The following is a 16,374-nucleotide window of genomic DNA, read 5'->3' on the forward strand; positions in this document are numbered from 1 at the left end:
AACGTGATCAATATTTGTTTCGGGCCGCAGGTCTGCGGGGACCTGTCCGCCTCCTCGACGCGGGAGTGGCTGGCCGCCGACGGCCGGGGCGGTTACGCCATGGGCACGATCGGCGGGCTGCGCACCCGCCGCTACCACGGGCTGCTGGTGGTGGCCGGCGAGACCGCCGCGTCCCGTCGGGTGGGCCTGGTCAGCCTGGACCCGACGGTGGCCCTGCCCTCCGGGCAGCGGGTCCGGCTGGGCGTCCACGAGTGGTCCTCCGGGGCGGTCGACCCACGCGGCTTCGAACTGCTCGAACGCTTCGACCTGACTTACGGCGTGCCGCGCTGGCGGTGGCGGATCGGCGAGGTGGTGATCGAGCGGGAGATCGCCATGGCGTACGGGCGGCCCTGCGTGGCGGTGGTGCACCGGCTGGTCTCCGGCGGCCCGGTCCGGCTGGACCTGGCCGCGGTCTGCACCTGGCGGGACGCGCACGGCGAGCGCCGCGCGGACGGGCCGCCGCCCCGGCTGGAGCCGGTGGCGGGCGGGGCGGTGGTCGAGGAGGCGTTCCGGCTGGCCGGGCCGGACTGGGCGCCCGAGGGCCAGTGGTGGCTGGGCGTGCACCACCGCGAGGAGGCCGCGCGCGGTCTGCCCCCGAACGAGGACCTCTGGTACGCGGGCCGGTTCTCCGGCCCGCTCGACGAGCCGGGTGCCACGGTGTCGGTGCTGGCCTGGGCCGGCGACCTGACCGAGGAGCCGCCGCCGGCGACCGCGCTGGTCGAGGCGGCCCGGCGGCGCAACCGGGCGGTGGTGGCCGCCGCGGAGCCACGCGATCGGGTCGAGGGCACCCTCGCCTTGGCCGCCGACGCGTTCGTGGTGCGAACCGCCGCCGGGCCCGACGTGGTGGCCGGCTACCCGTGGTTCGGCGCCTGGTCGCGGGACACCATGACCGCCTACGAGGGGCTGTTCCTGTGCACCAACCGCGCCGACGAGGGGCGCGAGCTGCTGCGCGCGTACGCGGCGACGCTGTCGGAGGGGATGCTCGCCAACACCGCCGACACCGGGCGGGTGGAGTACAACACGGTCGACGCGACGCTGTGGTTCCTGCACGCGGTGAACCGGCACGTCACCGCCACCGGGGACACCGACCTCGCCGCCGAGCTGCTGCCCGCGCTGCACGACGTGGTGCAGGCGCACCTGACCGGCACCCGCTACGGGATCAAGGCCGACCCGGCCGACGGGCTCATCACCCAGGGCGGTACCCCGGGCACGGCCCTGACCTGGATGGACGCCCGGGTGCACGGGGTGCCGGTGACCCCGCGTACCGGCAAGCCGGTGGAGGTGAACGCGCTCTGGGTCAACGGGCTGGCCGGGCTCGCCGAACTGACCGAACTGCTCGGGCGGGACGCCACCGCGCTGTGGGGGCTGCACACGAAGGCGTCGGGCGCGTTCCGGGCCCGGTTCCCGGCACCGGTCGGCTGGCTGCACGACGTGGTGGACGCCCCCGCGCCGCACCACGCCGACGACCTGCTCCGCCCCAACCAGCTGCTCGCCTGGTCGCTGCCGTACGCCCCGCTCGCACCGGACGAGCCGACGCTGCGTCGGGTCGCCGAGGGGCTGCTGACCCCGCTGGGGCCGCGCAGCCTCGCCCCTGACTCCCCCGGTTTCGTGGGCCGGCACCGGGGCGGGCCCGCCGAACGCGACGCCGCCTACCACCAGGGCACGGTCTGGCCGTGGCTGATCGGGCCGCTCGTCGACGCGTACCGCCGGGTCGGGCTGCCCACCGATGACCTGCTGGTGGGGCTTGAGGGTCATCTGGCGGAGTTCGGGGTGGGTTCGGTGAGTGAGACCGCCGACGGGTCCGCCCCGTACGCCGCCACCGGCTGCCCGTTCCAGGCGTGGTCGGTCGCCGAGCTCCTGCGCGTACGCCGGGGCCACAGCCACCGGGCCTGACCCAGCCCGTCATCGCCATTCCCCAGTGGACCGTCCGGTGGTTCCCCGCCACGGAGCGGCTTGACTACAGTGGCATCGTCTTGTCGATCAAGATTGTGGAGAGGGCGAGCCGAGATGATGGGACCGTCCCACGCGCTGTCCGGCGCGGCGGTGTGGCTGACCGGCTCCTGGGCGCTGGACCAGTTCGCCGACTACCATCAGACGCCGCTGGCGTTGGCGGTGGGCACCGCGGTCTGCGCGGGCGGGGCGCTTCTGCCCGACCTCGACCTCTCTGGCAAGGTGACCCGCAACCAGGGCGGCGCCACCGTGGCGCACACCTTCGGTGTGGTCAGTCTCTTCGTCGCCGAGGTGGTCGAGAAGGTCTCGCTCGGTGTCTACTACGCCACGAAGCTCAGCAAGGACCCGCGCCGCAACAACGGGCATCGGACGCTGACCCACACCCTCCCGTTCGCCGCCCTGGTCGGCTGGGGCACCACCGAGCTCTGCGCCCACTACGGCAAGTGGGCGGTGGTCAGCATCCTCTTCTTCATGATCGGGCTGGCGCTGCGTGGGCTCTTCGACAAGTGGGCCGAGCGGGCCGGTTGGGTGGTCGTCACCCTCGCCTCGGCGGCCGCAGCCTGGTTCACCTTCGCCAACCTCCCCGGCGACCGGGGTTATCCGCTCATCGGCACCGCCGTCGGGGTGGGCTGCGTTGTGCACGTCCTCGGCGACATGATCACCCGGGCCGGAGTGCCGATCCTCTGGCCGATCCCGATCAAGCGACGGATGTGGACATCGTTCGGGCTGCCCCACAGCATCGCGCTACGCACCGGCAGCAAGGCCGAGACCGTCGTGCTGCGGACCGCGATGACCATCGTCGCGGTGCTCGCCGCGGTGGGGCTGGTCGCGCCCTCGGTGCTGCAGCGGATGAACAACGGGGTGTGACCGACGCGCCCGACGCGAAGGCCCACCCCCTATAGTGGGCCGATGGCGTCGGTCAAGCAGATCCAAGTCACCTTCGACTGCGCAGAACCTGAGCGCGTCGCCCGTTTCTGGTGCGAGGTGTTGGGGTACGTCGTACCGCCGCCACCAGAGGGCTTTGCTACCTGGGACGAATTCGATCGCGCCCTGCCGCCTGAGCATCAGGGTTCGGCGTTCGCCTGCGTTGATCCCGCAGGCGTGGGCCCGCGGCTGTTCTTTCAGCGCGTACCCGAAGGCAAGGTCGTCAAGAATCGGCTGCATCTTGACGTACGGGTCGGCACCGGGCTCGTGGGGGAAGAGCGGGTGGCCGCACTTGAGGCCGAATGCGCACGACTCATCGCCCTCGGCGCGGTACGCGTGCAACTACTGCGCGCCGACGGCGTCAACGAATCGTGCCTCGTGATGCAGGACATCGAGGGCAACGAGTTCTGCCTCGACTGAGAGGCCGCGACCTGCGGAACCGCGTACGGATCGATTGTCGAGTTAGGTGGCAAGATGGCTGCTACCGGGGCTCGTGGACGGTGCCGGACGCGGATTTCATCACGATCGCCGCCACGATCACGCACATGACCGACGGCAACAGCATGACGCCGATCGACAGCAGCCCCAGCAGCGCCGCGACCGCAAGCACGACGGCGCTGGCGACCAACGCCGGCCGGGACAGCCGGCCGGCAACTGCCGCGATCAACGGCACCACGCTGACCGCGATGAGCCCGACATACCACCAGGCCGGTGAGTTGTCGTCGTGGCCCACCACCGTCACGTACACCGCGACGTAGGCACCCGTCCAGATTGTTGCCGCCAACGCCAGCCATCGGGCCCACATGCGCCGATTATCGGCCAGCCAGGGCGCGTTGGGAAGCTGCTGGCCCGCGCCGAAGGAGCAGGTGCTGCTCAAGTTCCGATGTGGCGTAGCCGGCGCGCACCCTCATCGTGCTGCCGCCCATCGGTGACCGCCCGCGACCGAACTTGGAGCACATGATCCTGCACGCGCTGATCCTGGCCGCGGCGATCTCCCTCGCTAGCTGATCTGAGACGCTATTGACGCACGTCTAACGCGTGGCTACGGTCTATCGAAACGCTTCGACGAATTCGGCCATCGGCCGGGAACCGCCGCCGGAGGAGGTGCGATGGCCACCATGCAGGATGTCGCCCGCCTCGCCCAGGTGTCGGTCAGCACCGTGTCGTACGTGCTCACCGGCGCCCGGCCGATTTCCCAGGCGACCCGGCAGAAGGTGCTCGCGGCCATGGCCGAGCTGGATTACCAGCCCAACGCCATGGCCCGTGGCCTGGCCAGCCGGCGCAGTCACATCGTCGGCCTGCTGCTGCCGGTCGACGAGCGGGGCCTCGGCGCCACCGAGACCGCGTTCGTCACCGGGGCGGCCGCCGCGGCCAGCGCCGCCGGTTACCACCTGGTCCTCTCCCCCGTCGGGGTCAACGACCTGGACGAGCTGCACCGGCTGGCCAGCCAGCGGATGCTCGACGGCGCGCTGCTGATGGAGGTGCAGTTGGCCGATCCCCGAGTGGCCGTCCTCCAGGAGGTCGGCGTGCCGCTGGTGCTCATCGGCCGCACCGAAGACCCGTCCGGCCTGTCGTACGTCGACATCGATTTCGACCGCACGGTGCGCGACGCCGTCGACCACCTGGTCGGTCTCGGCCACCGCCGCATCGTGTACGTCAATCACTCCGCCGCGGCCCTCGCCCACGGCTACGGCCCGGCGCTGCGCACCCGCGACGCGTACACCGCGGCGATGGCCGGGTACGACCTGGAGCCGGTGATGGTTCCGGCCGAGGACAGCGCCGCCGGCGGGCGGGCGGCGCTCGACGCCGCCTTCGCCCGGGCCCCCGACCTGACGGCGGTCCTCGCGATGAACGAAAGCGCCGTTTTCGGCATTCTCGGCGAGTTGGCCGGCCGAGGCCTGAGCGTGCCCGGCGACGTCTCGGTCGTCTCGATGGTCACCTCACCCCAGGTCGCCGAGTTGGCGACCCCGGCGCTGACCGCGATGACCTCGCCCGGTTCGGCGCTGGGCCGGATAGCGGTCGAGGCGCTGCTACGGCACCTCGACACCGGCAGCGACAGGGTCCATCAGCAACTGCTGCCCTGCACGCTGGAGATCCGTGGGTCGAGCGGCCCACCGCGCACGAAAGAAGCAGCCGAGCAGTGAAGTTCACCGACGGATACTGGCAACTTCGTCCCGGGGTCAGCGTGCTGCGCCCCGGCACGGTGGAATCCGTGGAGCCGGACGAGCGCGGGTTCACCGTGTTCGCGCCCACCGGCCGGGTCACCGGACGCAGCGACACCCTCAACCGGCCGGTGGTCACCGTACGGTTCTTCTCCCCCGCGCCGGGCGTGGTCGGGGTGACCATCGGCCACCACTCCGGTGGGCTGCCCCGCGAACCCCGGTTCGCCCTCGCCGAACGCGCCGACCATCCCGTACGGGTGGAGGTCACCGGTCTCACCGCGACGCTGACCACCGGCGGGCTGACCGCGCGGGTCGCGCTGGCCGGCCCGTGGCGGGTCGACTTCCTACGCGGAGACCGGCTGGTCACCTCCTCCACCGAACGCAGCATCGGCGTCGTCACCGACACCCAAGGCCGCACGTACGTGCACGAGCGGCTGGCGCTGGGGGTCGGCGAGACGATCCACGGCCTCGGCGAGCGGTTCGGCCCGTACGTCAAGAACGGCCAGCGCGTGGATATCTGGAACGCCGACGGCGGCACCGCCAGTGAGCAGGCGTACAAGAACGTGCCGTTCTACCTCAGCAGCGCCGGCTACGGGGTGTTCGTGGACCACCCGGAGCTGGTCTCCTTCGAGGTCGGCTCCGAGGTGGTGTCACAGACCCAGTTCAGCGTGGCGGGGCAGTCGCTGACCTACCACGTGATCGACGGCCCGACCCCGAAGGACGTGCTGCGCCGCTACACGGCCCTGACCGGCCGGCCGGCGCGGGTGCCGGCCTGGTCGTACGGGCTGTGGCTGTCCACCTCGTTCACCACTCAGTACGACGAGAAGACGGTGACCGAGTTCATCGACGGAATGGCCGAGCGGAACCTGCCGCTGTCGGTGTTCCACTTCGACTGCTTCTGGATGCGCCAGTTCCACTGGGTCGACTTCGTCTGGGACCCGCAGACCTTCCCCGACCCAGCGGGCATGCTGCGCCGGCTGCACGAGCGGGGCCTGAAGATCTGCGTCTGGATCAACCCGTACATCGCCCAGCGGTCGTACCTGTTCGAGGAGGGCCGGCGGGCCGGCTACCTGGTCCGCAACCCGGACGGCTCGGTCTGGCAGTGGGACAAGTGGCAGGCCGGCATGGCGCTTGTCGACTTCACCAACCCGGACGCGGCCCGCTGGTTCGCCGGCAAACTCAAGACGCTGCTCGACATGGGGGTCGACTGCTTCAAGACCGACTTCGGCGAGCGCATCCCCACCGACGTGGTGTGGCACGACGGGGCCGACCCGCAGCGGATGCACAACTACTACTCCTACCTCTACAACCGGGTCGTGTTCGAGCTGCTGGAGGCCGAGCGTGGTGCGGGCGAGGCGGTGCTGTTCGCCCGGTCGGCGACCGTCGGTGGGCAGCAGTTCCCGGTGCACTGGGGCGGCGACTGCGAGTCCACCTTCGTCGCGATGGCCGAGTCGCTGCGCGGTGGGCTGTCGCTGGCCGCGTCCGGGTTCGGCTACTGGAGCCACGACATCGGCGGCTTCGAGGGCACACCCGACCCGGCGGTGTTCAAACGGTGGATCGCCTTCGGGCTACTCTCCTCGCACTCCCGGCTGCACGGGTCCGGCTCGTACCGGGTGCCGTGGGCGTACGACGAGGAGGCGGTCGACGTGCTGCGCCACTTCACCCGGCTCAAGCTGCGCCTGATGCCCTATCTCGCGGCGGCGGCCGAGGAGGCGCACTCCGACGGGGTGCCGGTGATGCGGCCGATGATCCTGGAGTTCCCGGACGACCCGACATCGGCGTACCTGGACCGGCAGTACCTGCTCGGCCCGGATGTGCTGGTGGCGCCGGTGTTGAACGCCGACGGGCAGGTGACGTACTACGTGCCGGCCGGCACCTGGACCCACCTGGTCAGCGGCGCGCAGGTCACCGGCCCCGGCTGGGTCACCGAGAAGCACGACTTCGACAGCGTGCCGGTGCTCGCCCGGCCCGGCGCGGTGATCCCCTTCGGCGCGGTCGACGACCGGCCCGACTACGCCTGGGCCGACCACGTACGGCTGCGGCTGTACGCGCCGGTCGAGGGGCAGCGGACCCGGGTCCGGGTGCCCGCGCCGGACGGCGGCCCCGGGGCCGAGTTCGAGGTGCGGTACGACAACGGGAGGGCCGGCGTGGAGCTGGTGGCGGGCGCGTCGTCGGGTTATCTGGTGGAGGTGGCGGAATGAGCGGGTTCGTGTTTCCCGAGGGGTTCGTCTGGGGTTCCGCCACTGCGGCGTACCAGATCGAGGGCGCGGCCCGGGAGGACGGGCGGGGCCTGTCAATCTGGGACACCTACAGCCACACCCCGGGACGCACCCTGAACGGGGACACCGGCGACGTGGCGGCCGACCACTACCACCGCTGGGCCGAGGACCTGGACCAACTCGCCGCACTCGGGCTCGGGGCATACCGGTTCTCGATCTCCTGGCCCCGGGTGCAGCCGGGCGGCTCGGGCGCGCTCAACCCCGCCGGGGTGGACTTCTACTCCCGGCTGGTCGATCGGCTGCTCGACCTCGGCATCCAGCCGGTGGCGACGCTCTATCACTGGGACCTGCCGCAGGAGTTGGAGGACGCGGGTGGCTGGCCGGCGCGGGACACCGCCGCCCGGTTCGCCGACTACGCCGCCGGCATCGTCGGGGCGCTCGGCGACCGGGTGCACACCTGGACCACGTTCAACGAGCCGTGGTGCTCGGCATACCTCGGCTACGCCTCCGGCGTGCACGCGCCGGGGCGTGCCGAACCGGCGGCGGCGCTGGCCGCCGTGCACCACCTGAACCTGGCGCACGGCCTCGCCGGTCGGGTGATCCGGGACCTCGCCCCGGCGGCCCGGCTCTCGGTCACGCTCAACCTGCACGTGATCCGGCCGGCGTCCGGCTCGGCGGCCGACCACGACGCGGTACGCCGGATCGACGCCCTGGCCAACCGGGCGTTCCTCGGGCCGATGCTGGACGGGGCGTACCCGGCGGACCTGCTCGCCGACACGGCGGCGGTCACCGACTGGTCGTTCGTGCGCGACGGCGACGAGCGGACCGCCGCCGTGCCGCTGGACGTGCTCGGCGTCAACTACTACGCCACGACCCTCGTCCGGGCCTGGGACGGGGCGTCGCCCCGGTCGGAGTCGGACGGGCACGGCGACTCGGCCCACACGCCGTGGGTGGGTGCCGGCGACGTCGAGTTCCTGCCCCAGCCCGGCCCGCACACCGCGATGGGCTGGAACATCGACCCGGGCGGCCTGACCGAGCTGCTGCTGCGGCTGCACCGGGAATACCCCGCCCAGCCGTTGATGATCACCGAGAACGGCGCCGCGTTCGACGACGTCGTCGCGCCGGACGGCGCGATCCACGACGACCAGCGGGTGGACTACCTGCGCCAGCACGTCGCCGCGGTCGGCGACGCGATCACGGCCGGGGCCGACGTGCGCGGGTATTTCGTCTGGTCGCTGCTGGACAACTTCGAGTGGGGGTACGGATACGACCGACGGTTCGGCATCATCCGCGTCGACTACGACACGCAGGCGCGCACCTGGAAGGACAGCGCCCACTGGTACCGCCGGCTGGCCACCTCGAACCAGCTGCCCGCCTAAGCCCTCCACCCAGCCCCGCGGCTCTCGGGCGCGCTGGCGCACGGCACCCTGGGCGCCCCTGTCAGGGCCTGGGCAGGTGCCTGCACAGCTTCCGCGGGAAGGCTGGCTCCACGGTGAGAACGGTTCCGCAGCCGGCCTCCGTCGAGCCGGCGACTGTGGCCCACCCCTGCTGGCCGGACCAGCGGAGAAAGTAGCGGCGCACGTTGACCGACGGGGTGCAGCCGTCCCGTGCCTCGACACCGCAAGGCACCGGATCGAACGGCACGGTCATCACCAGCCACGTGCCATCGCAGCCCTCGACGGAGCCGACGGAGTGCCGGGACACGTCCATGCCCCGGACTGTGACATCGACCCACGCGTGATCACAGTGGTCCGTCGGCATCGGGTCGCAGCCGAACGTCTCGTCGCAGCGACCGTACGCGTCACCGTCGGGTTTCCATGGCTGTTGGTTCAGCACGACGATCCGGCCGTCGATCGGCCCGGGCGCGGTCAGCCTCACCTTGCCCGGCGTGTGGGTGGGGCAGGCCCCGACCACCCTCGACAGACGCGAATCCTGCACCACGTTGGCGTAGATGCGGTTGTTCTCCTCCGCGAAGTAGTCGACGCGCGGATCGCGCGAGCAACCGTCGGCGTCGCCGAGCAGCGCCACGGTCAGCACGAGCGAGCGCGGGTCGTCGCTGACGCGTACCGAGGTGACGTCAGCCTGGTAGGTGGCCCACCTGCTGTCTTCCTCGGCGGAGCCGGCCGGCGCGGGCGCTGCGCCCGGCCGGGCGCAGCCCACGAGCATGCCGAGGCACAACAGGGCGGTGGCGAGTCGACGCATGGCGACGATTATCGGCTCGGTTCCGACGCGGTCGCATCCGTCCGGATACTCAGTCCGGGCGGCGCGGAACGCGCGGTCGTCGCGCGACGGGTACCTTGCGAAGGGGCGAGATGGAGGAGAAGACAGGTGCCTACTGGTGGCTTCTCGTCGAAAGGGCTGGCGCGGCTGCGAGAGCTGCTCGAGCGTCACGTCGACTCCGGCTTCGTCCCGGGTATGATGGCCGTCCTCGCCCGGCACGGCGAGGTGCACGTCGAAGCAACGGGCAATCTCGCGTTCGAGGGCGCAGGGTCGAGGACGCCGATGGCGGGCGACACGATCTGTCGCATCGCCTCGATGACGAAGCCGATCGCCGCCGCGTGTGCGATGACGCTCGTCGAGGACCGCACCCTCCGCCTCGATGACCCGGTCGACGACCTCCTCCCGGAGCTGGCGGACATGACGGTGCTCGCCGATCCCCACGGGCCCTTGTAAGACACCGTTGCGGCGAAACGCCCGATAACGCTGCGGGATCTGCTGACCTACACCCTCGGCACCGGCATCGTCCCTGCCGAGCCCGGAACGGTTCCGATCGCCGACGCGCTGGACGCACTCGGCCAGCCACCACCGGACGAGTGGATGCGCCGGCTCGGCACGCTCCCGCTCGTCCACCAGCCAGGCGAGCGCTGGATGTACGAGACCGCCGCCGACGTGACGGGCGTACTCATCGCCCGGGCCACCGGCATGTCCTTCGGGGATGCCCTGCGCGAGCGGATCTGCGATCCGCTCGGAATGAAGGACACCGCCTTCAGCGTGAGCGGCGAGAGCATCGGCCGGTTGGCGACGGCGTACGAGCGCGACAATTCCGCCACCGGTGAGCCGGTCGTCGAAGACGCCCCCGACGGGCGGTGGAGTCGGCCACCGGCGTTCGAAGGAGGTGGCGGCGGGCTCGTCTCGACCGCCCACGACTACCTCGCCTTCGCCTCTGCTCTGCTCGCGGGCGGCACCCACCGAGGCGAGCGGGTGGTCTCGCGGCCGTCGGTGGCGCTGATGACCAGCGACCACCTGACCCCGGCGCAGAAGACGGTCTCCGGATTCTGGCCCGGATACTTCGACACCATGGGCTGGGGTTTCGGGATGTCGGTCCGCACCCACCGCACGCACCTCGGCCCGTCGGTCGGGAGCTACGGATGGCCCGGCTTCTATGGCACCGCCTGGTACAACGATCCCGCCGAGGACATGACGACGATCTTCATCATGCAGCGGGCGCACGCGGGCGATCAGAGGTTGCCGATGTGGCACGAGTTCTGGACCGCTGCCTACCAGGCGATCGACGGTTGACCGTCGAGCAGCAACTCACGGCGTCGGACCCCCACCGCCGCACCCAGAATCGCCGACGCCGCTACGCAGCCTCGACGCCATCCACCTCGCCACCGCCCAGGTTCTGACCAACGAGTCCGGAACGCGCAGCTCCCCGAAGACGGGCACCGGGGAGAGGCCTAATCCGCCCAGGGTGCCCGTGAAACCGCCCGGAGCCGTTGCCAAGGTGGGGCCGCCAAGCCCGCGCCGTCGTACGCCGGGACCGGGGATCCGCGGCGCACGACGGCGGGGTGGGTCAGATCTTCGGCGAGATGGTCGAGATGTCGCCGGGCACCTCGGCGGCGTTCGCCGCGGTGATCAACTGGTCGAGGGTCATGTCGTGGGTGGTCGCGTCCCACGGGTCCCAGACCTTGAAGGTGCTGGTGTATTCGCCGGTCGCACCGGCGCTGCTGTCGACCGACCCGTACCCGTAGATCATCACGTAGTGGCGGAGCAGGCCACTGCCGCCAGCCGTCCCCCAGGGCAGCAGCTGCGGCTTGACCAGCAGGATCGACGGCTGGCCCTGCCGGATTCCGCGGCGGACCCGGTCGATGCCGTACTCCAGCGACAGGTTCCGGTCGCCGAACGAGTACCAGCCGTAGAAGTCGTAGCCCATACCGATCGGGGTGTAGCCCGACAGGGTGGATGCCATGTCCCCCGGCAGGGTGCCGGTGGATCCGGTGTGGGACTGGCTGGCCACCGTGCCCTGGCTGGGCACACTTGAGATGCCCATCGTCGCCGATGCGGCCTGCAGGGTCGCCGGGCCGCAGTAGTTGCCCTTCTCCTGTACCCAGCCGCGTTGCCTCAGCACACCGGTGTGCAGCTCAGGGCGTTCCTTGCCGGCTACGGTGACGGTCGCGCCGGCGTTGGCGCCGCCGTACGCGATTGTTTTCCAGTCGGTGACGCATTTTCGCCAGGTGTTGGCTCTGAGCATGGTGGACTGGCACTTCGAGGAATCCCGGTCGCCGGCGCCGCCGAGGGAGACGCTGGCCCGCACCACCTGGTCCTTGCTGGGCCGCACAGCGACCACCGAGCGCACCAGGGTGCCACTGACCTCCTGGCACAGCTGGTAGTCGGCGCCGCCGGAGGACTGCTTGGCGGTGCAGGTGGCGTCGTGCGTGAGGGGGCCGTTCTGCCAGAGGTTCGAGGAGTCGTTCACCGGGGCCACCACGCCGAAGATGTTCTCGTGGGTCGGCCCGGGGCTGACCGGGTCGTACGGCCCGACGACGCGTACCTCGTCGCCCCAGTTGCCCTCGATGGTGGTGATCCGTCCGTCGGGGTCGACGTTGGCGACCACGCCAATGTGGTTGCTCGCGCCGGAGTTGCTGCCGAACAGCACCACGTCGCCGGGCCGGATGTTGGTCTTGGAGCGGAGCAGGCCACGCTGCTGGCCCCAGGTGTAGAAAGTGCCGCTGTAGGGGAAGAACACGTTGATGCCCGCCTGACGCCAGGTCCAGCTGGCGAACATGCTGCACCAGGCCCAGCCGCACTGGACGCCGTTCTGGCCGTACGGGTTGCAGTTGTCGCCCCACTCGTGCACGCCGACCTGGCTGAGCGCGGCGTTGACGATCCGGTCGCGGATCTCCCCGTCCGGCACCGAGCCGGGGGCCGGGTCGCCGGGCACCGACGGGTTGCCGGGGCCGCCGGTGGGCTTCGGGTCGTTGTCGCAGCGACTCATGACGATGTCGAGCGAGGCGGTGTAGACGTAGTAGTCGGGGACCCACAGCCCGTCGCTGGTCTTGTCCCAGATCGCCGACCCGCCGTAGTTGAACTCGCCGTACGCCTGGCAGACGAGGGTGATGTAGCTGCCACCGGCGTACTTGTCGACGACCTTGCTCGCACTGAGGCTCTTGCCGTGGTAGCCGTTGAGCGTCGTCTTGGCCAGGTACCGGTTGCCGCTGCCCGACGGGCCGTCGTTGTCGCAGCGGTTCAGGACGATGTCGGTGGAGCCGGTGCGCACGTAGAAGTCGGCCACCCACAGCCCGTCACTGGTCTTGTCCCAGATCGCGTTGCCGCCGTAGTTGAGCTCGCCGTACGCCTGGCACATCACGGTGATGTAGGTGCCCTCGGCGTACCGGTCGACGACCTTGCTCGCGCCGAGGCTCTTGGCGTGGTAGCCGTTGAGCGTGGCGCGGGTGAGGAACTGACGCCCGCCGCCCGGGTTTCCGGAGACGCCGGGCGAGATGCCCAGGGACGTGCACGTCGGCATGCCGGGGATCCGGCCGTTGGTGCCGGTGGTGACGTACACGTCGGGCACCCAGTAGCCGTCGTACGTGTGGTTCCACAGCGTGCTGCCGTTCACGGCGATGCCATAGTCCTGGCACTTCAGGTAGAGCAGGCTGCCGGCCAGGTAGGCGTCGGTGCGGACCCGGTCGTTGGGGTCGGCGCTGCCCCGGCCGTCGATGTCGACCTTGGCGGTGTACGGGCCGTGCACCGAGCCCACCTTGGCGTGCCCGTCGATGCCGAGCGCCAGGCAGCGCGGCACGTTCGAAACGAACCCGCTGTGGCCGGTGGTGACGTAGGCGTCCGGAATCCAGTGACCCTCACGGGTGTAGTCCCAGATCGTGCTGCCGCCCAGCGACGGGCCGGAGTCCTGGCAGCGCAGATAGATCTGCTGGCCGGTCGTGTAGAGGTCGATGGCGTCGCGGTCGTCGGGGTTCATGCTGCCGCGCCCGTCGATCGCCGTCTTGGCCGGGTACGGGCCATACATCGGGAACGTGGGGTCGGCGTGCGCCGGCTGCGCCAGCATGACGCTCGTGCCGATCGGCAGGAGCGTCAGCGCGAGCGCGGACAGCAGCATTCGTTTGAGGCGCAAGGAAAGCGCTCCTTCTCGGTGCGTACCTGATCTCCGCTTGGACAGGCGGATGATCATCGATCGCCCGGAAGGCTACCGTAAACAGTCCTATGAGTATCGACCCACCACCGTCTGGCGGCAACGACCAGCCAGCGGGTGGGCATCTTCGCCGGATGGCGGGCACCGAGTCGCCCGTTCCGGACGGTGACCCGCCCGTCCGACGGAAGTTGTCCGGGGTGGCACCTGTGCGTGCCCGCCTAGACGCCCACGCGTTGTTCGGGGATGGAGAGGCCGTAGAGGGCCATCACCTCGGGGCTGTCGATCCGGCTGCCGTCGGCCACGGAGTCGCAGGAGATGTCGACGATCTGGTCCTTGTGCGCAAGCAGGTAGGGCCGGGCGCCGACGTCGGCGCTGGCCAGGGTGGCGATGCCGGGCCAGTGCCGGCGGCCGAACAGCATCGGGTAGCCGCGCAGCCCGTCGTAGGTGGCGCAGACCAGCACGTCCGGGTACGGCAGGGCGGCCACCCGCCGGACCGCGGCGGCGGTGAGCCCGGGCATGTCCACGGGCACCACGACGACTGCTTCGATCCCCTCGTCGGTCAGCGCGGCCAGGCCGGCCCGGATCGAGGACCCGACCCCGGTCCCCCACGCCCGGTTGACCACCACGGTGGCCCTGGTCAGGTCCGCCGTCTCGCGGACCTGGTCGGCTGCCGCGCCCAGCACGACCACGACCTGCTCGCAGCCTGCCTCGCCCAGTGTGTCGATCATCTGGCTGATCAGGGGTTTCTCCCCCTGGTGCAGCAGCGCCTCGGGTCCGCCGATGCGACGGCCCCCACCAGCGGCGATGATCATTCCTGCGATCCGGTTCAGTTGTGCCCCCTCGACCAGGGGGACGGTTCGGCGCAGCCGCGTCCGGCCCGTCCCGTCGTACGCACATCGGACCAACGAGCGCCGCCGCACGAGGGTAGCGGGGCAAAACGGAAAATTGTGGGACTATGCCGCGTTGGCGTAGCAGTCCACCACGGACAGGTCAAGCGGGAACCGGACCGGGGTGTCGCCGAAGAGCAGCCGGGTGGCCTGGGCCCCGGCTGCGGTGACCGCCGCCGCGACCGCGTCGGCCCGCTCGGCCGGGCAGTGCACGACCACCTCGTCGTGCTGGAAGAAGACCAGCTCGGCCCCGGTGCCGGCGAGGGCCGTCCGGAGCGTGGCCAGCAGGGTTGCGGCCCACTCGGCGGCAGTGGCCTGGATGACGAAGTTGCGGGTGAACCGGCCCCGGGACCGGGCCGCCCGAGCTCGAGGGCTCTGCGGATCCGCCCCGGCGTCCGGGTCGGCGTCCTCCCCGTCGCCGAAGCCCACCGACCCCGGCGGGCAGGTACGCCCCAACCACGAGCGCACCAGCCCGCCCGCCTCACCGGTGCGGGCCGCCGCCTCGACGTATCCGAACGCGGTCGGGTAGTTGCGCTTGAGCACCGCGAGGGCGGGCAGCGCGGCGCCGCCGGTCTGCCCGTACATGGCGCCGAGCAGGGCCACCTTGGCGCGGGCCCGGTCACCGCCGAAGGCGTCCCGGGCCAGGGCGGCGTAGAGGTCCCCGGCGCCACCGGCGGCGGCCAGCCGCGCGTCGCCGGAGACCGCGGCGAGCACCCGCGGTTCGAGCTGCCCCGCGTCGGCCACCACGAACGTCCAGCCCGGGTCGGCCACCACCGCGCGCCGGATCACCTTCGGGATCTGCAGCGCCCCACCGCCCCGGGTCGCCCACCGGCCGGAGACCACCCCGCTCGGCACGTACTCGGGGTGGAAGCGCCCACCGGAGACCCAGGCATCCCGCCACGCCCAGCCGTGCGCCGTCCAGATCCGGTAGAGCTCCTTGTATTCCAGGACCAGGGGCACGGCCGGGTGCTCCACCCCGCGCAGCACCCAGGCGCGGGTGTTCGGCAGCTCCACGCCGGCCCGGGCGAACGCGGCGCGCAGCTCCGCCGGGGAGTCGGCGTGCACCTGGCGTACGCCGAACGCGTCGGCGATCCGGGCGGCCAGATCGGCCAGCCGGCGGGGCGGCCCGCCGACCGGCGACGCCTCGCCGAGCAGCTCGGCCAGGATCGCGTCGTGCACGTCGGCCCGCCATGGCAGGCCGGCCGCGCCCATCTCGGCGGCGATCAGCGCGCCCGCCGACTCGGCGGCGACCAGCAGCCGGAACCGGCCGGGGTGCGCGGTGGCCGCGACCCGGGCGAGTTGGTCGGCGTACACCTGGGTCAAGGCCGCGATGCCCGGGCCGGGCGGGCCGGACGGCGCGTCGAAGAGCGCGCCCTGGCCGTGGCCGGGTGGCTCGGGCGGGCGGGGCGGCGGGTCGGGTGGCACCGGCGCGCCGGTCAGCCGGGCCCAGGCGGCGGCGAGTGAGCGGGGCTCGCCCCACCGGCCCGCGTGGCCGAGCAGCAGCGCCTCGGTGAGCTCGACGTCGTGGCAGCGGTCGAGCCGTACGCCGGCGCGCAGCAGCGCCGGATAGCTGGTGGCGCCGGTGGCCCAGACCCAGCGAGGGTGCTCGGCGGCCTCCCGGGCGGCCACCGCGGCGGCCAGGTCGGCGACGGGCTCGGCCGGGCCGGCGGGTCGGCCGGCGGGGTCGAGGGGTTGCAGCACTCCCCCGCCCCGCTCGTCCGACACCACCGCCACCAGCACGAACGCGATTCTGCCTCGCCGGTCTGACACTGTTGCGGTTAGGAAGGGCCCCTTGTTATCGCCTGGCGATAACAAGGGGCCCT

The 16,374-nt window shown here is 71.5% G+C and carries 11 protein-coding genes and 1 pseudogene; 7 read left to right on the forward strand and 5 right to left on the reverse strand.

All coding sequences use genetic code 11. The features are described from left to right. Positions 1-3 precede the first annotated feature (3 nt). From ABZ671_RS21580 to ABZ671_RS21590, 3 genes are all read left to right on the forward strand, one after another. The gene (locus ABZ671_RS21580) at positions 4-1,932 is read left to right on the forward strand and encodes an amylo-alpha-1,6-glucosidase (RefSeq protein WP_357860827.1); all 1,929 of its coding nucleotides are present in this window, start codon (positions 4-6) and stop codon (positions 1,930-1,932) included. Positions 1,933-2,046: 114 nt separating this feature from the next. Beyond that, positions 2,047-2,856, forward strand: a complete 810-nt coding sequence (locus ABZ671_RS21585) for a metal-dependent hydrolase (RefSeq protein ID WP_357860829.1) — start codon at positions 2,047-2,049, stop codon at positions 2,854-2,856. 42 nt (positions 2,857-2,898) lie between these two features. Continuing rightward, positions 2,899-3,333, forward strand: a complete 435-nt coding sequence (locus tag ABZ671_RS21590) for a VOC family protein (RefSeq protein WP_357860832.1) — start codon at positions 2,899-2,901, stop codon at positions 3,331-3,333. Between the two features lie 61 nt (positions 3,334-3,394). Here ABZ671_RS21590 and ABZ671_RS21595 read toward each other — a convergent pair whose 3' ends face one another. Continuing rightward, positions 3,395-3,790, reverse strand: a complete 396-nt coding sequence (locus ABZ671_RS21595) for a hypothetical protein (RefSeq protein ID WP_357860835.1) — start codon at positions 3,788-3,790, stop codon at positions 3,395-3,397. Positions 3,791-4,022: 232 nt separating this feature from the next. Here ABZ671_RS21595 and ABZ671_RS21600 point away from each other — a divergent pair, with 232 nt between their 5' ends. Genes ABZ671_RS21600 through ABZ671_RS21610 form a run of 3 tightly spaced genes read left to right on the forward strand, consistent with a single transcriptional unit; the run spans position 4,023 to position 8,673 of the window. Further along, a complete protein-coding gene (locus tag ABZ671_RS21600; protein WP_357860838.1) occupies positions 4,023-5,057 on the forward strand; it encodes a LacI family DNA-binding transcriptional regulator in 1,035 nt (344 codons plus the stop codon). Next, complete coding sequence (gene yicI, locus ABZ671_RS21605) at positions 5,054-7,276, forward strand: alpha-xylosidase (protein ID WP_357860841.1); 2,223 nt, start codon at positions 5,054-5,056, stop codon at positions 7,274-7,276. The genes ABZ671_RS21600 and yicI overlap by 4 nt, the downstream gene beginning before the upstream one ends. After that, positions 7,273-8,673 (forward strand): GH1 family beta-glucosidase, encoded by a 1,401-nt coding sequence (locus ABZ671_RS21610; RefSeq protein ID WP_357860844.1) that lies wholly within the window; start codon positions 7,273-7,275, stop codon positions 8,671-8,673. The genes yicI and ABZ671_RS21610 overlap by 4 nt, the downstream gene beginning before the upstream one ends. A 61-nt stretch (positions 8,674-8,734) precedes the next feature. On the opposite strand, the gene ABZ671_RS21615 is transcribed toward ABZ671_RS21610, so the two are convergent. Next, on the reverse strand, positions 8,735-9,496 hold the full coding sequence (locus ABZ671_RS21615; RefSeq protein WP_357860847.1) for a hypothetical protein: 762 nt from the start codon (positions 9,494-9,496) through the stop codon (positions 8,735-8,737). A gap of 126 nt (positions 9,497-9,622) precedes the next feature. On the opposite strand from ABZ671_RS21615, the pseudogene ABZ671_RS21620 reads away from it, so the two are divergent. Further along, positions 9,623-10,813, forward strand: a pseudogene (locus ABZ671_RS21620) (serine hydrolase domain-containing protein). Between the two features lie 274 nt (positions 10,814-11,087). Here ABZ671_RS21620 and ABZ671_RS21625 read toward each other — a convergent pair. From ABZ671_RS21625 to ABZ671_RS21635, 3 genes are all read right to left on the reverse strand, one after another. Further along, on the reverse strand, positions 11,088-13,646 hold the full coding sequence (locus tag ABZ671_RS21625; protein ID WP_357860850.1) for a CHAP domain-containing protein: 2,559 nt from the start codon (positions 13,644-13,646) through the stop codon (positions 11,088-11,090). A 236-nt stretch (positions 13,647-13,882) separates the two neighbouring features. Beyond that, positions 13,883-14,476, reverse strand: a complete 594-nt coding sequence (locus tag ABZ671_RS21630) for an NTP transferase domain-containing protein (RefSeq protein ID WP_357860853.1) — start codon at positions 14,474-14,476, stop codon at positions 13,883-13,885. Positions 14,477-14,617: 141 nt separating this feature from the next. Continuing rightward, the gene (locus ABZ671_RS21635) at positions 14,618-16,321 is read right to left on the reverse strand and encodes a bifunctional 3'-5' exonuclease/DNA polymerase (protein WP_357860855.1); all 1,704 of its coding nucleotides are present in this window, start codon (positions 16,319-16,321) and stop codon (positions 14,618-14,620) included. Between the last annotated feature and the right edge of the window lie 53 nt (positions 16,322-16,374).

The sequence above is a fragment of the Micromonospora sp. NPDC006766 genome (assembly GCF_040636055.1).
Classification (GTDB): Bacteria; Actinomycetota; Actinomycetes; order Mycobacteriales; family Micromonosporaceae; genus Micromonospora.

Coding starts and splice junctions, on each gene's coding strand:
- ABZ671_RS21590 (WP_357860832.1), top strand. CDS start 2,899: ATGGCGTCGGTCAAGCAGATCCAAGTCACCTTCGACTGCGCAGAACCT.
- ABZ671_RS21600 (WP_357860838.1), top strand. CDS start 4,023: ATGGCCACCATGCAGGATGTCGCCCGCCTCGCCCAGGTGTCGGTCAGC.
- ABZ671_RS21585 (WP_357860829.1), top strand. CDS start 2,047: ATGATGGGACCGTCCCACGCGCTGTCCGGCGCGGCGGTGTGGCTGACC.
- ABZ671_RS21615 (WP_357860847.1), bottom strand. CDS start 9,496: ATGCGTCGACTCGCCACCGCCCTGTTGTGCCTCGGCATGCTCGTGGGC.
- ABZ671_RS21610 (WP_357860844.1), top strand. CDS start 7,273: ATGAGCGGGTTCGTGTTTCCCGAGGGGTTCGTCTGGGGTTCCGCCACT.
- ABZ671_RS21630 (WP_357860853.1), bottom strand. CDS start 14,476: ATGATCATCGCCGCTGGTGGGGGCCGTCGCATCGGCGGACCCGAGGCG.